Raw genomic sequence first — 15742 nt, 5'->3', positions numbered from 1 at the left:
CCCACGAACGCAACCACAACGCGTCGCCGCTCATCAGCGCGACGCGACGGAGTCAACACGATGACCAAGCAAATCCAGGACGCCTACATCGTCGCCGCCACGCGCACGCCGGTCGGCAAGGCGCCGCGCGGCGTCTTCAGGAACACCCGCCCGGACGACATGCTCGCCCACGTGATCCGCGCCGTGATGGCGCAGGCGCCGGGCATCGACCCGCACCGCATCGGCGACGCCGTGATCGGCTGCGCCATGCCCGAGGCCGAGCAAGGCATGAACGTGGCGCGCATCGGTGTGCTGCTGGCCGGCCTGCCGCACACCGTGCCCGGCGTGACCATCAACCGCTTCTGCTCGTCGGGCCTGCAGGCCGTGGCCTACGCCGCCGATGCGATCCGCCTGGGCGAGGCCGACCTGATGATCGCCGGCGGTACCGAGAGCATGAGCATGGTGCCGATGATGGGCCACAAGGTCGCGATGAATCCGGCGATCTTCGACAACGAGCACATCGGCATCGCCTACGGCATGGGCATCACCGCCGAGAACGTTGCCAAGCAATGGAAGGTCAGCCGCGAGGAGCAGGACGCCTTCGCCGCGCGCAGCCACGAGCGCGCGCTGGCCGCCCAGGCCGCCGGCGAGTTCAAGGACGAGATCACCCCGTTCCGGCTCGACGACCATTACCCGGACCTGGCCAACGACACGATCGTCACCGACAGCCGCCTGATCAGCCAGGACGAGGGCCCGCGTCCGGGCAGCACGCCCGAGGTGCTGGCCAAGCTCAAAGCGGTTTTCCGCAACGGCCAGTTCGGTGGCAGCGTTACCGCGGGCAACTCCAGCCAGATGTCCGACGGCGCCGGCGCGGTGTTGATCGCCAGCGAGAAGGCGGTCAAGGAATACAACCTGCAACCGCTCGCCCGTTTCGTCGGTTACGCGGTCGCCGGCGTGCCGCCCGAAGTGATGGGCATCGGCCCCAAGGAAGCGATTCCGCTCGCACTCAAGCGCACCGGCATAACCCGCGACCAGCTCGACTGGATCGAGCTCAACGAAGCCTTCGCCGCCCAGGCGCTGGCGGTGATGAAGGACCTCGAGCTCGACCCGGCCAAGGTCAACCCACTGGGCGGCGCCATCGCGCTCGGCCACCCGCTCGGCGCCACGGGTGCCGTGCGCGTGGCGACGCTGGTGCACGGCCTGCGCCGGCACAAGCAGAAGTACGGCATGGTCACCATGTGCATCGGCACCGGCATGGGCGCGGCGGGCATCTTCGAAGCGCTCTGATGGCCCGGTTCCTCCCGGGAGGAACCAGCCACCTTTGCAGGAGCGACCTTCGGAACGACAGCCATTCGGCGATCGCCACGTCGGACACCTGGGTCGCCCCCGAGGCTCCACAAAAAAAGCCAGCGCCTTGCGGCGCTGGCTTTTTGTTTTGTCGGACGCGTTGGCGCCCGGCTCGACGTCTTACTGCTGGCCGATGGCCGAAGCCTGACCGTCGAAGTCCACCTTGATGCCACGACCCACCACCACCGGCACGTTGACGTGCTTGGCGACCGGCTGGCCATTCTCCGACAGCGTCACCGTGTAGACGCCGATCGGCAGCGCGCGGATCGCGTAGCGGCCATTCTCTGCCACCTGGACCTCGCGCTGGGTGCCGTTGGTCGTGCTCTTGGCCAGGATGGTGCTGCCGGCCGGCGCGTTGCCGAACACTTCGCCGGCGGTGGCCTGCGCGTGGACCGCGGCGGAACCGGCCATGCCGAAGAGGGCGACAGCGGCCGCCATCGCGAACGACTGGAGATTCTTCATCGGGGAATTCCTTTGTTTTTCGATGTGGGGAGAACCACGGGCCGCCAGGGGTTTGACGTTGTGCCCATGGGTCATGCGGATCGTGCATCCGGCGCCCAACGGGAACCGGGGGGGGAAACACTCTCCGCAGCCGCGCACCTGGGCATGCGCCTTCGTGCGGGCGTGCGCAAGGTATCCGATTCGCGTGGGCCGGCTAAGGGTCAGAAGTCATTGGTTCGCCGGTGCGACCGTCGCCGGAGGGAACTGGGCGCGAGCGGAGATGGCGGTCGCGCCCAGGTGCGCTCGTGCAGGAAGGACGCTGGCCAAGGAAGGGGCAACCACGGCGGCGCCTTCCTAGGAGCGCAGCCATGCGCGGCCTCCACCTCCCAGCCGCGTCCTGCCAGCTCCGGGGCAGAGCCAGGCATCAGCGACGGCTCGCCCGTGCTCGGCCCGAAAAAGAAAGCGCCCGGCGCTTCCACGCCGGGCGCCGATCGCCGGAACGGAAGACCACCGGCTCGCGAAGTTCGCCCGCTAATTGGCAGCGAGTTCCGGGCACTGCCCGTTGGCGCAACTGAAGTCCACCCGCGAGCCGCGGTCCACGAAAACCTGCACGCTCGGATGCCGGACCAGAGCCTGGCCATTGTCGATCACCGTGACCTCGTACACGCCGATCGGCAACCAACTGGCCATGTACCGGCCGTCGGTGCCCACCGGGATTTTGCGCTGGAGGGCATACTCGGGGCTGCTGACCAGCACCGTGGCACCTGACGGCGCCTGTCCGAATACCCTGCCTGTCGTCTCCGCAGCGCGGGCCGTGGATATGCCCGCCGTGGCGCAGATGCCAGCAACCGCCACCAATGCCAGGTTCCGGATCATCGAGCGGCGTGCTGCGCCGGACTGGGTCGAGATGCATGCGTTCATGGGGATACCTGCTTTTCATCGACGTGGGGGACCTCATGAGCGGCCAGGGGTTTGGCTTAGCGCTCATGAGGGTTCGGACGGTCCGCCTGCGACACGCACGGATGATCGCCTGCTACAGGCACCGCCCACGGCCGTCCAATCAATGAAAGAGCCATCCATCAGACGGCGCGATCAGCGTATTCCCACGAGCGGGATCGGCTAGGGCCAGAGGTCATGCCGGTGTAGGGAATTTCGTCAACGCCCGATCAAGGCAGGCGATCACCCGCCAGTGAGGCTGGCGCGCCCGCGGCACGCAAAGAAAAAGGCCCCGCAATGCGGGGCCTTTCTTTCTCATCGGTACGCCAGGATCAGCCGGCGTGCTTGTCCAGCCACGCGTCGATTTCCGACAGGCGATCCTTGCGGATCATCATGCGGTACTTGATGTTCGCGACCACCTGCTCGGCCACGCGGCGCGAGGTTGGCGCGATGTACTTCTGCGCGTAGTCCTGGATCTTCTCGATCATCTCCGGCTTGGTCGAGCTCGCGCCGAGCACCGGGTAGTAGCGGCTGCTGGAAGTCGAATCGACCAGCTTGTTGACCTGCTCGCGGTGAGACACGGCGAAGTCGAACGCCATCTCCGGATGGTAGTAACCCACCGCGCGGATCATGCCCGCGCTGTTGGTCGCGCCCGGCTCGTCGGTGAGCGCCAGGTCGAGCGCACGCTGGGCCAGCGCATCGTTCTCCGGGATCGAGAGCATGCTGTAGAGCTGGTCCTTGATCAGCGGCGTGGTCTCGGCCTTCGCCTGGGCGTGCAGCTGGTCCCACGTCGCGGTGTCGGCCTTCTGCGCGACGATCGCGGTGATGGTCTTGCGCAGCGCCACCGGCACGGCGTTCGGGTCGGTCTTCTGCGCGGCGAAGCGGCGACGGGCCTCGTTGATCACCTGCTCATCGCCCAGAGCGGCCATCGTGCCGATCAGTTCCTGGCGCAGGTTCGCAGTCGGCGCGCTTTCGCCGGCCCTGGCCTCCCAGCCGACCTTTGCGAACACCGGCTGCAGCTGGCCCAGCGCGAACGTGCGCAGGCGCTGCTGGCGGGCCTGGTCGCCGCGGTAGTAGTTGTCCAGCGCCGACAGGTAGCCGGCCACTTCGGACCACACCTGCGGATCGGCGTCGGCGGGGGTCGCGGTGATCAGAGCCAGCACGTTGGACACCGGCTCGTTCCCGGCCATGCCCAGCGCCCAGGTGTCGCCCATCAAGCCAAGCTGGTCGATCGGCGCGAGCTTTGCGAACTGCCCCTTCAGTGCATCGAAGTTGTTCTGCGCGTACAGCGTGCGGTAGTAGCCGGTCTGGCCCGCGTTGACCAGCACCGGGCCACAGCCCGGCACGGTGAGCGTGGCCTTGCCGTCGACGACGGTACGCACTGTCTCGCCGCCGACCGTCTTGGCGATCACCGGCACGTGCCAGCGCAGCGGCTTCTTCTCCGGCCGGTCACGGGTGAACTCGCCCTGGCGCAGCGCGATCGTGGTCTTGCCGTTGGAACATGCCGCCGCGCGCACTTCGATCATCGGAATGCCCGGCTGCAGCGTGAAGTCGTGCGCGATCTGCGTGATCGGCTTGCCGGCCGCGGCCTGCACCGACGTCCACAGGTCGTCCGACACCGTGTTGCCGTGCTCGTGCGCCTTGATGTAGTTGCGCACGCCGGTCTGCCAGGCTTCCGGACCCACGTAGCCTTCCAGCATGTGGATCACCGCCTCGCCCTTGGAATAGGTGATCGCGTCGAACGCCTGGCTGGCCTGCTCCACCGTCTCCACGTGCTGCACCACCGGGTGCGTGGTGACGACCGAATCCTGGCTCATCGCGCCTTCGCGCACGCCGACCGCGTCCAGCTCGGTATGCCATTCCGGATGCAGCTTCTGGGTGGTGCGCGCCGCCATCCACGAGGCGAAGCCCTCGTTGAGCCACAGGTCGTCCCACCAGCTCATCGTCACCAGGTCGCCGAACCACTGGTGCGCCATCTCGTGCGCGGCGACGTTGAACACGCGCTCCTTGTCCCGCTGCGTGGAGATGTGCGGGTTCATCAGCAGCGAATACTCGAAGGTGAAGATCGCGCCCCAGTTCTCCATCGCCGAGAAGAACTGGCTCTGGCCCGGCGCGGCGATGTTGTCCAGCTTCGGCAGCGGGTACGGCACGCCGAAGTAGTCGTTGTATTCCTTCAGCACGAGCTTGGACGAATCCAGCGCGAACTGCGCCTGGTCGATCATGCCCTTCTGCGTGATCACGCCGATCTCGGTGCCTTCGGCGTTGAGCGTCGCGCGCTCGAAATCGCCCAGGCCGAAGAACAGCAGGTAGGTCGACATCTTCGGCGACTGCCCGAAGTGCACCTCGGTCATGCCGTTGCCCAGGTCCTTCTTCGAAGCGATCGGCAGGTTGCTCACCGCCATCTCGCCGGTCGGCACGGTGGCGGTCAGGGTGAAGGTGGCCTTGTAGTTGGGCTCGTCCCACGAGGGGATGAAGCGGCGGGCGTCGGAATTCTCGAACTGCGTGTACAGCGCGCGCTTCTTGCCGGCCTTGGTGTCGTAATCCAGCGCGAACAGCCCGTTGGCCTGCGTGCCGATCTTGCCGGCGTAGGTCATCGCCAGGCGGTAGGTGCCGGCGGGGATCGGATGGTCGAAGGTGAACGTCGCCGTCTGCGCCTTCTCGTCCACCGAAATCTTCGGCGCGGCGAACGCCATCTTGCCCTTCTCCGCCGTCAGCGACGCCTTGGAGAAGGTCAGATCCGCGGCATTGAGCGTGATCGAAGACGTCGGCTTGGTCACCACCAGCGTGATCGTCACCTGGCCATCGAACGTCATCTTGTCCGCATGCGGCGTCACCGCCACGTCGTAGTGCGAAGGCACCACCCCACGCGGCAACTGCGTCGTCGCCTCCCGCACCTCGGCCGCCGAAGCGACCCCCAGCGGAGCCATGGAAAGCCCGGCCAGGGCCAGGCAGATTGCGGTGGAGAGATGACGGCGCATAGGGGTCCTTGTGGGATTAGCGGAGCGAGGGGCCGTGCGGGTGGCACCACGAGGGTGACGAACGGCACATAACTGCGCGAGTGTTGCCCGAGGCGGCCGTCGGGGGACACGGCCGGAAGTCATGGAATGGGCAAGCGCACGCCTACCGCCTTCAAACTAGCGTCCGCGGCGCTAAGCCAACTCCCTGGTTACCTGAGGTCTAGGCGATCTCGAGATCTGCTGCCACCGTTGTTCCGGTGACGCGGCAGATGTGCCTCCAAAAGAAGGCCTGCCTTGCGGCCAAAAACCCCTCAAAGTCGTCACGCAAGAGCGGTGAGTCCGGCTCGGAGGGCATGCCATGTGATGCCAGGACTGCATCGAAGGGGAAGCCGGCCGTGCTGCGGATTTCGGCCAGGTAATCGGATGGAGCGCGGTCGCTGATCAGTTGATTAGTGGTGCGGTCGATCAACGTTCGGTTGAGGATGTTGTCCCGCGCCCTTGCCTGTGTCACCCCCGTCCGCTCCAAATATGCCGCGGGGAAAATGTGATGGTCATCGATCCCTTCATCGGCCATGAGCTTGCTAGTGATCGCCGCCTGGGTGTGAAAATCTCGCGCCTGCGCCAGTAAGAGGCAGATGGCGCCTCGATAGATCGAGCGCTGACGAGGGGTTATGTCAGCCAGGGCACGCGGATCAAACCGAAACGAGGCAACCGTCTCCGGCGGATCCCCACCTGCGAGCCAAGGAAGAGTTTCCGCAACGTCCTTAGCCGATCGGCTGTTGGGGGCGCTCTCGTATGCCTGACCGAAAACCGCGCACCAGAACCATCGCTTGATCATCTCTCGGTGTGCGCCAACCTGCGGCCCCTTGGTGGGATTAGCTCGGGCGAGGATTGCAGCCAGCGGTGGCAGCATGGTCTGGTAAGGCAACCACTTCGGCAAGATGACTTTGCAATCATCACGAAGTATTTCCAGGCCACGAGCAAGGCCCCCAACGACTCGATCCCACCACTCAGAGATATCGGCCGCCGCCAGTTTGAGAATGTCGTTGCGTTTGCACGTGGGTGCTTTCCGGCAGGCCAGGGAGATGCCCTGCAGAACGTAATAGGGATCGATGTCGAATGCTTCGATGATAGGGTGGTCTTCCAGCGCTTGATGCCAAAGACCGCGCAGATTGATGTCCTGTGGCCAAAACCGTGCCGTCAGCAACTCGAAAACGCTAAGCTTCACCCCTGTCCGATTGAGCGTCTCGAAGATTGTGCACAGCGCATCCGGCTGCGTCTGGTCGGCGAGCGTAACCACAGGAAAATGGTAATCGTCGATGACGTGAATCCATTGCTGTTCGATTACGTCTAGTGCGTTCTCTAGTTCGATACGCTCATCGTTCTCCAGTTGCCGGGCTACCTTCCGGCTCCACTGGGTGAACCCGCCAGCCCCACCTTTGAGCACGGAAAGAGGCAAAACCAGCTCACTCGCCTGGACCGCAAAATTCTCACGGCTCTGACATCGCTTGGTGGTCGCGCGCTCGTGAAAAATAGCTTCCTCAAAGTCTGCACCGTCTATGAGCTTCCTCAAGTCCAGGAAGTATCGATGCTCCCCTACCCCATAGAACGCCTGGTATAGAGAGGTGAGTCGCTGCTGGCCGTCCAGCACCAGGAAAGTATGCTTGGTCAAGCCCAAGTCTGGCGCGCCCTCGAACTCACGCACCGCAAACAGGCCACCATTGTCCCGGACTCGTAGGATGCTACCGGCCGGATAGTTGTTTGCAATGGAGACGATCAACTCCTGGGTAGCCCCTGGCTCCCACACGAAATCGCGCTGAAAGTCCGGTAGCACGGCGGTGCGGCTATGGATCTCCGCCAGGAGCTCCTTGAGCGCACGTGGGTTGGTGTCTTCAAACAGACTCATGGGTGTCCCCTGCAAACTCAGCCCACGTTGACCGGCAATAGAGTCATGGTGTCATTACCGAAGATGTCGACCACCTTCACGGCAACCATGTAGCGGCCGGGGCGTTCGTAGGTGTGATCGGCGGTGACCAGTTCCAGCTCACGGTTCTTGCGTGTGCGGAAGCTCTGCCACTCGTTCTCGAAGATGTAGCCGCCGGTCCAGCGTTCCTCGAACTCCATGACCGCGTTGGCGGACGTGGCATCGGCCGATGCCACCACACCGGCCGCATCGGCACCGACGGGCACCTTGATGATTTCCTTGCGCGACTGGTAATCGAAGTCCACGGCCCAGTAGTCGACCCAGTCGGTCCAGGTCTTGGTGAGCACGTCGCGGGTAGTCACGCCTTCCTTGGACTTGCTGATTTTCACCAGCTGGCCGCGGTCGCAGATCACCTCGCTCTTGCCATCCTTCACCGCCGCAATGGCGGCCTCGGCCGCCCCCTGGCTGTAGAATACGGAGAAGTCGGTTAGCTCGATCTTCACCGTGAGCTTGTCGCGTGCGGTCTTGCCCTTGGCGTACCGCGGGGTGGCCTCGACGAAGCTGATGTCGTGGAACACCACCTGGCCGCGATCCACCGCGCGCTTGTCGAACACGTCGTTGGGGATGTACTTGGGCGTGAGGTCGATGCCCTTGGCCTTCGCCTCCTCGAGCACCGCCGGGAACAGGCCCATCTCGAACTCGAACGCCAGCACGTCGACGCGGGTCGCACCGCGCTTGCGCGTTTCCATGATCACCTCTTCCACGAACAGCCGGCCCACCGGCAGGTTGATCGGCCCCACCACCACCAGTCGCCCACCCTGCTTGCCGTCGAAGAAGGCATCGCTGTCGAACGCCTCGGCCTTGTACGCGCGCAGGATCAGCTCGCGGAACTCGCGCTCCTTAGCCGCCAGCGCCTGTTCCTTCTGCGCGCCGCTGAGGCGACCGCCCACGTTGAGATAGGCCTGCCGCTCGTAGCGGCCCAAGTTAAGCACCTCGAACGCGCGAAAATCTTTCTCAGCAGCCTTTAACTCGCGTTGCACGCCGATCAGGCGTTTGCGCGTGGTATGGATGCCAAATTTTCCAAGGTCGGTGGCGATCCAACGACGACCAAGCTTTTCAGCCACAGCAGCGGTCGTTCCGGACCCAGAAAAAAAGTCTGCCACCAAGTCGCCCTGCCTGCTGCTCGCATTGAGGATTCGCTCAATTAAGGATTCCGGCTTTTGAGTCGGAAAGAACAAATTCTCGGTCTTGTCTGCTGGTTGCAGCATCGACAGCCGCCAAACGTTGTCGACCACCCGCTCGGTGCGATTCGTATAAATCACGTTTCCATCGCTATCCCTTGCGTTGATCATACGGCCGCCGACCTTGACACGCTGCAATTGCTTTACGGCCTTTTCTCTGGCCTCTTCGAGCGGATTGAAGCAATAGCCTTTACCTCGGTCTTTCACATACCAAAGAATCGTGTCAGTGGATCGCGGAAAAACGCCCTTACGCGTATCCGGCATCTTGTTGTAGTAGTACCAGTACAGCTCGTTACGGAAGTTTTCCCTGCCAAAAATCTCATCTAGCGCCAAACGAAGATAGGGTGAAACGCGCCAGTCGCAGTGAAGAAAAAGGCTTCCGTCCTCAGCCAGCAAATCCCTCATCAAAATTAGCCGCTCATAGATCATGCTGATAAACGAATCCGCCCCGCGTCCCCACGTATCGCGATAAGCGATCTGCTCCAGCAGGTTGGGCTCCTTGTGGAAGGTCTCGCCGCCGATCTCGATATCCATCGAGAAGTCGGCGCCCACGTCGAACGGTGGGTCGATGTAGATCAACTTGAGGCCGCCGGCGTCCTCGATCTGGCGGCGCAGCGCGCCGGCCTTGAGGGATGACAGAATCAGCTTGTTGTCGCCCCAGATCAGCTTATTGGTCCAGCCCTTGGACTGACGACCGCGCGAATCGAACAGCTGCTCCTGCACGCGGGTTTCCGCGCGGGGCTCGTCGATGTGCTCCAGCGTTTGGAACGGCAGCACGGTGGTGCAGACGTCGCGGGTCTTGCCGTTCCACACTAGCTCCACTTCGCGCCGGTCCTCGAACAGGACGAAGCGGTACTTCTCCGGCAGCGGGCGGCCGGCCTGGATCAGTTGTACGAGATCGCGCTTCTCGGCGTCGGTGAGATCGTAGGCAGGAGGCTTGGCCATGGGTCAGCTCTTTTTCTTGGTGCGCGGCGGCTTGGCCGGCAAGTGTTGGATGTCTTGCTCGAAGGCGGCCAGCTGGGTCTGGCTTAGCCACAGCGTGCGGTCCTCAAAGCGGCATTCGATGCGCCTGCGGCCGTCCTCGCTCTGATAGAGCAGCGATTCGCCGGTGGGCCGTGGCAGATTCTCGTCCATGAGGTTCAACCCGGTTGAAAATCGCGGAAACTAGCCGGCAGCGCGGCGAACGTGGTGGGCCGATGCTTCTCGAAGCCGGTCTGATCGACGTAGACGAACCGATACACCGCGCCGCCTTCTGCCGCGCAGGCCTCGGTTGCGTCGATGCACCACTGCGCCAGGCGCTGCATCTTCTGGGGAAGATCGAGTTCGGCGCGGCCCTTGGTCTCGACGATCCACACGGTCCCGTCGGTGGTGCGGACGATGAAGTCTGGGATGTAGTTCGACAGCTCGCCACTGGCCTTGACGTAATCCATTTTGAAGCCGACGGCGAGGTAGTTCTTGGCGAACGCGGCGACGTCGCCCGCACCATCGAGGAATGCCGCGAAAGCCAGCTCGAATCCACCTGCGTTCGGTTCGCCCACGATCTTGTTAAACAGCGAACGCTTCGGCACCAGGTAGGCGCGGTTCTCGGTACGGAACGGGCGCATGTCGGACAGACGGATGTAGCCGTCGACTGTCGCTGCCCCTGTATCCCGGATGGTGAGCGCGTTGATGCCTTTGGTGAAGTTGTCGACGATCAACTTGGCCGCGGCCGGTTCGGCAAGGTTGCGCAGCACCTGTGCATCCTGCAGATCGACCGGGGCGCCCTCGAAGAGATGGTCACGCATGAAGTCCCTTACCCGCGGATAAAGCTCCTCGTAGCCGCCGACCAACTTGAGATCCTTGATCAACTGGCGCGCGAAAAACGCCACCACCGAGCGGTAATCCGCCACGCCGCCAGCATCGAGCTCGATGGTGTGGTGAGCGCTATCGTCCAACATCGTCTTGAAGACGATTTCGCGCGTGTCCTCGGGCGGGAACGCCTTGAGCGCCAGTGGCTGGTGGTAGAACGCGCCGGGATCGAGCGTTGACAACGCTCCGTATTCGCGGTGGTAGCGGCGTGCGAGCCGCGGCAGGGCAATATCCAGCGCCGCGATGTCCTTGGCCGGGTTGTCGGTATCCACTTCGACCACGAGCGAGTCCTTACGCTCGGCGGCCTTGCCCATCGGCACATGTTCCAGCTCGACACCTTCGCTCTTGATGGTCTCGACAAAGTCCATGAAGGCTTGGGTACCCATGACCGACACGTACTCCGGCGCGCCGCTGCCGAAGTACATGCGGCGCAGGCCTCGACCCAGGGTTTGTTCGGGCAGGATCTTGCTGTTGGAGGTGTAGGCACGCAGGCCGACGATGGTGGTGACGTTACGCACGTCCCAGCCCTCCTTGAGCATCAGTACCGAGACGATAGCCTTGTAGGGGCTCTCCCAGCCGTCGATATCGTTCGAGGCTTTGCGCAGGGCCTCCAACTCCTCGCGCTTCTTGCCCGACGCTGCCTCGGAAATTTCGCCGTTGGCCTTGGTATGAATGACCAACACGGAGCCTTCCAGCTCCGGGCAAATCTTCTCCAGGTAGCTGCCGACTTCGTCGCAGTTGCGGGTGTCATCCACCATGACGAAGAGTACCGCCTTCTTCCCGAGTTTCTCGTGCTCCGCATAGGCCTTGCGCCACTCTTCCACACCGAGCTGCAGGTAATCAGCGTAGCGCTCAGTGAACAGCGCGCTTTGCTGCTCGTGGAGACGCGCGACACTCTCCCTGTCTGGCAACACCGGATGCTTGACCACGTTCTGATGAATCGCCTCCACCAGCGGATAGTCCGATACCGTCTGCACGAAGATCGAGCCGCTGTTGTGCTTGGGCGTGGCTGTCACGTCGATTTGCAGCGATAGGCGTCCGTCCTTATGCAGCATGCGATGGTGGATGTCCTGTATAGACTTGAACCACACCATCCGCTCGTCGTGGACGTGGTGGGCCTCGTCATTGAAGACGGCCAACTCGTCGATCTCGCGGATGATCTCGCCCAGATCGGTGTTGCTGTCGGTAGTCTTGCCGACTGGCTTGGGACCGAACGGGCTGAGGAAATAGTCGCGGAGATCTTCGTCGCCGAGGGAAGGCTCGGCCACATCCCCCAGATAGACCCGGTGGATATTGGTCAGGAACAGGTTGCCCGTGGGCCGCACGATGCGAACGTCATCTTGCACGTGCAAAGTGAGCTGAAAATCATCGCGCCAGTTGCGACCGTCGTGGCCGTTGTCGGGCAGCACCGGATCATTGAAAAAGATCTTGAGGCCGTCGAAGTCGGCGCGCAGTCGATCCAGCACGATGATGTTGGGCGCGATCAGCAGAACATTGCGCGCCAGCTTGGAATCGGGCTCGTAAAGCTTGTGGAAGTAGCACCAGGCGATGAGGAGCGACAACACCTTCGTCTTGCCAGACCCCGTCGCCATCTTGGTGACGTAGCGCGGCCAGTCTTCAGGAAACATATTGGCCGATATGGACCCCGACGCATCGAAGCGCATCAGGTCGTACTTGTCCCGCGCCTGCTTGGCGTCATACAGCCAAATGACCGTTTCCACTGCTTCACGCTGAGCGAAGTAGTAGTGGAAGTTGGCTAGGGAACCGTCCGCCTGTTCGATTTGGTGTGGGGAATGGAACCACCACTGGAGCAATGCCTTCGAGGTTGCCGACGCCCCTTGGTAGCCACCGTCCCGCCAGTTGCTGACCTCCTCGCGAACTTTGGCCACCAGTGGGGGAAGCAGATTTTCGTAAGCAGTGCTGCGCAATTCCTCTGAGGCGGGGAACCATCGCTGATCAGGACGTACAACGACGTACGGAGAGGTGGGGAATTCCGGGTGAAGAGCCATTTGGTTGTTGTCCCATTTGTTGCGCCAACGCTGCGCACAATCCTCTGCATTGTATGCATTGCCAAAACAGGAGGCTGTAGTGCGCTCGGGTTGTAGGGGTAGCTTTACCTCGCGACCGCCTGCTGAGTCTGAAATACCCTGCGCAGCTTTGGATCGAGCACATCCACCTGCCGCTTTGGCTGCAAAAGCGCCCGCTCACCTTCGGCTAGTTGGCAGTTGCGCGAGAGGGTGTCGGCGCCCTCGAAGGTTGTGGCAGTGGCGTCCTGCAGGTTGACCACCACGGCGAGGGTGTCACCAAGGGGTTCCAGCGCAAGGCACACCCGGTCGATGGTCTCCATGCTGCGGTAACGGCTTCCACCAACCATCACGAGCAGATTGGTGCGGTCGACCCAGATACTTGAGCGCACACCCGGTAGCGGATGGACGGCAGCGCGGGCGGCTTCATGGTCGATGGGCTGCGCTGGATCCGGCACACGCATGGAACGGAGCATGTCCTTCTGCATAGCCTGGGTGTGTGTCTGAATGGCGCGCTGGTCGCCGGCAAGTGCGGCAGCATCGATGACGGCCAAATGGCCGGCAGTCACCAGTGGATCGATTGGTTGGCCAGCCTGTTGTGGCCGACGTGCGGCAATTGCGGTGCCGTCCTCTGGCGCCTCGGTGCAACCTATGAGAGCTGCGTAGGCGACAGCGGCGGCGATAAGCCAGCGCTGCATGATTGTCCTTTCCCCCGAAAGCTCAGGGCAGGATAACCCCTACGGAACGGTAGGCAACTTCCACTCGCAAAAAGGGAAGCTATCTACTCGCTCGTAGGCACCAGGCAAAAGAAAGCCCCGCGACGCGGGGCTCCTCGGAGCTAAACGCCTGGGCGTGCTTACGCCGGTTCGGGCGTGGGTACAGCCTCGACCACACCTGTTTGAACGAACGGGGTCAGGTTGACTTCCCTGGCGTCCTGAGCGCGAGAAACCCGCCACAGCTTGGATCAAGCATGTCCGCACGCCGCTCGGCTGCAACGGTCCTCAACCTTCAGATCGTAGGGAAGCGGCGAAGCGTTGCGCCTGCAGGCTTTTGCCCAGGCCACGATGTTTGACCTGCATCAAAAGCCCCTCACCCACGGGTGCGAGCATCGACCTCCCCCACCTGCGGAGCACTACGATGCCCACCTTCATCACCCAAGGCCGTTACACCACGGACGCCATCCGGAGCATGGTGAGCCATCCGCAGGACCGCTCGAAGGAAGTGGAGAAGCTGTTCGCCGCCACGGGCGGCAAGCTGCTTGGCTACTACATGACGTTCGGTGACTACGATTTCCTGGTCGTGTCCGAAGGGCCCGACGAGGGCGTGGCCGTGTCAACGATCGCCGCCGCCGCGGCCGGTGGCGTCACCGACCTGAAAACCGTGCTGGCGATTCCGGGGACTGCAATGGCCGATGCCTTCCGCCGGGCGGCCTCGGTTGCGAGTGGTTTTCGTGGCCCGATGCAGGGTGAACAGGCGCAGATGCATCAGGCGCACTGACCGTGTGGCAGGCGATCGTGCCGCATGCACGGCTGCCGCTCGTGCCGGGAGCCCGACTTCGCCCGATGCCCCTCCCCGCCCCAACGCCCACAGGTTGCCTGCCTCCGTGCGCCACTCGGCGTTGGCTGCGGGGCCGCCGACGTCGTCAGTGATTCTTCCAGTCGAACATTGGCGCATGCGACGCACGGCCGGCCTCGTAGCGCAAGCAGGCAGACGGGCGCGCTCGCGGTTCAAGGTGGCGAGTGCGACCTCCCTTCCGAGACAGGCCGTACTAGACGGAGTCGACCTCGGCCGCAGCGGGCGGAGACTGGATAGGCTTGATCGGCAGCAGCACCCGCACACAATGCCCGCGTGGTTGATGCACGCGTTCGACGTGTCCGCCCAGGTGCGATGCAAGCAGTTGCACCAGGCGGGTGCCCAGGCCGTCCTTCTTTGTCGGCGGGATGCCCACGCCGTCGTCTTCCACGCTCAGGACGACGCCGTCACTTGAGGGTTGCAAGGTGATCTGCACGGTGCCGCCCTGCCCGTCCGGGAAGGCGTACTTGAAGGCGTTGGTGACCAGTTCGTTGGCTATGAGGCCGATGGACACGGCGACCGGGGCGTCGACAGACATGGGAGTGGCCAGGACGCGTACGCGGATCGGGCGGACGTCGCGCAGCAGTTCGGCCAGGCCGTGGCCGAGCGCGCGCAGGTAGGCGGCCACTTCCACTTCGCCCTGCTTGCCGGATTTGCGCAGGCGCTCCTGGGCTTCGGCGATCACGCGCACGCGCGCTACCGCTGACTCGAGCGCTTCACGCGCGTGCGGGTCGCTCTGGCGCATGGCCTGCAGGTTGAGCACCGAGGAGATCATCATCAGGTCGTTGCGGGTGCGGTGGGCCAGTTCGTCCAGCAGCAGCGAGGTTTCCTCCTCTGCGTCGAGCAGCTTGCAGACGGCTGAGCGCAGCGCTTCGATCAGCCACGCGGTGGCGCAGCCGACCGAGACGTACAGCACGATAAACAGCGTTTCGGTCGGCTGCGGCGCGACACCGTCCCGCAGGAGGCTGATCACGTCGTCGCCGAGAGCGGCGCTGAGGAAAGTGGCGAAGAGACCGGCGGGGCGCCCGAAAAACAGCGCCGACACGAACACCACCGGCAGGAACGGCAGGTAGCGGTGCAACGCGGGGCGATACATGTACTCGAACAGCAGTACCGCAAGCACCAGCCCGAGCGCCACGACGTAGCCCACGGCGGCGGGAGGCCGCTTGCGGGACAGTACCCTGACGATCAGGTTTTCCATGCGCCGCTACCTACATCACGACGCAAGGTATGTGACTTCAACGTTAGGTGTCCGCACATGATTCGTTAATAAATCGATAGAGCCACGGACATCCTTGTCGGTGGCGAACGGCGGCGCGCGGCGCGGGCGCGCCGTTCCGTGGCCGCGGATGCCCAGCGTCGGGATGACCGACAAATCGGGCCGGCTGCTAGACGCCCGTCATGCTCGCGGCGTTATCGAATCCATGCGCACACATACCCGCCGCAGCGAAGGGCGTAGCGTGCCTCCGCCGC

At 63.5% G+C, this 15742-nt stretch carries 11 protein-coding genes; 2 read left to right on the top strand and 9 right to left on the bottom strand.

Annotated elements, in window-relative coordinates:
- Positions 1-60: 60 nt before the first annotated feature.
- Positions 61-1266: an acetyl-CoA C-acyltransferase gene (locus ACFWZ4_RS00520; protein ID WP_439702817.1), complete on the top strand. Its 1206-nt coding sequence runs from the start codon at positions 61-63 to the stop codon at positions 1264-1266.
- A 180-nt stretch (positions 1267-1446) separates the two neighbouring features.
- On the opposite strand, the gene ACFWZ4_RS00515 is transcribed toward ACFWZ4_RS00520, so the two are convergent.
- From ACFWZ4_RS00515 to ACFWZ4_RS00480, 8 genes are all read right to left on the bottom strand, one after another.
- On the bottom strand, positions 1447-1788 hold the full coding sequence (locus ACFWZ4_RS00515; RefSeq protein WP_439702816.1) for a carboxypeptidase-like regulatory domain-containing protein: 342 nt from the start codon (positions 1786-1788) through the stop codon (positions 1447-1449).
- Between the two features lie 510 nt (positions 1789-2298).
- On the bottom strand, positions 2299-2688 hold the full coding sequence (locus ACFWZ4_RS00510; RefSeq protein ID WP_439702815.1) for a carboxypeptidase-like regulatory domain-containing protein: 390 nt from the start codon (positions 2686-2688) through the stop codon (positions 2299-2301).
- Positions 2689-3035: 347 nt separating this feature from the next.
- Complete coding sequence (locus tag ACFWZ4_RS00505; RefSeq protein WP_439702814.1) at positions 3036-5681, bottom strand: M1 family metallopeptidase; 2646 nt, start codon at positions 5679-5681, stop codon at positions 3036-3038.
- 199 nt (positions 5682-5880) lie between these two features.
- Positions 5881-7566 carry a GmrSD restriction endonuclease domain-containing protein gene (locus ACFWZ4_RS00500; RefSeq protein ID WP_439702813.1) on the bottom strand — a complete coding sequence of 562 codons (1686 nt, stop codon included), beginning with the start codon at positions 7564-7566 and terminating at the stop codon, positions 5881-5883.
- A 17-nt stretch (positions 7567-7583) separates the two neighbouring features.
- Entirely contained in the window at positions 7584-9770 is a 2187-nt protein-coding gene (locus ACFWZ4_RS00495) for a site-specific DNA-methyltransferase (protein WP_439702812.1), read from the bottom strand.
- Positions 9771-9773: 3 nt separating this feature from the next.
- Positions 9774-9959: a hypothetical protein gene (locus tag ACFWZ4_RS00490; protein WP_439702811.1), complete on the bottom strand. Its 186-nt coding sequence runs from the start codon at positions 9957-9959 to the stop codon at positions 9774-9776.
- A gap of 5 nt (positions 9960-9964) precedes the next feature.
- Positions 9965-12562 carry a DEAD/DEAH box helicase gene (locus ACFWZ4_RS00485; RefSeq protein WP_439702810.1) on the bottom strand — a complete coding sequence of 866 codons (2598 nt, stop codon included), beginning with the start codon at positions 12560-12562 and terminating at the stop codon, positions 9965-9967.
- A 224-nt stretch (positions 12563-12786) separates the two neighbouring features.
- Positions 12787-13395, bottom strand: a complete 609-nt coding sequence (locus tag ACFWZ4_RS00480; protein ID WP_439702809.1) for a hypothetical protein — start codon at positions 13393-13395, stop codon at positions 12787-12789.
- A gap of 439 nt (positions 13396-13834) precedes the next feature.
- Between ACFWZ4_RS00480 and ACFWZ4_RS00475 the strand changes: the two genes are divergently transcribed.
- Positions 13835-14194: a GYD domain-containing protein gene (locus tag ACFWZ4_RS00475; protein ID WP_439702808.1), complete on the top strand. Its 360-nt coding sequence runs from the start codon at positions 13835-13837 to the stop codon at positions 14192-14194.
- Positions 14195-14465: 271 nt separating this feature from the next.
- Here the strand turns inward: ACFWZ4_RS00475 and ACFWZ4_RS00470 are convergent, their stop codons facing one another.
- Positions 14466-15470, bottom strand: coding sequence for a sensor histidine kinase (locus ACFWZ4_RS00470; protein ID WP_439702807.1), 1005 nt, complete (start codon positions 15468-15470; stop codon positions 14466-14468).
- Positions 15471-15742 lie beyond the last annotated feature (272 nt).

Origin of the sequence: Frateuria sp. GZRe12 (genome assembly GCF_051900535.1) — a bacterium.
Classification (GTDB): Bacteria; Pseudomonadota; Gammaproteobacteria; order Xanthomonadales; family Rhodanobacteraceae; genus Frateuria_A.
Note: the sequence above shows the minus strand (reverse complement) of the source record. Positions and strands in the feature narration are given on the sequence as shown.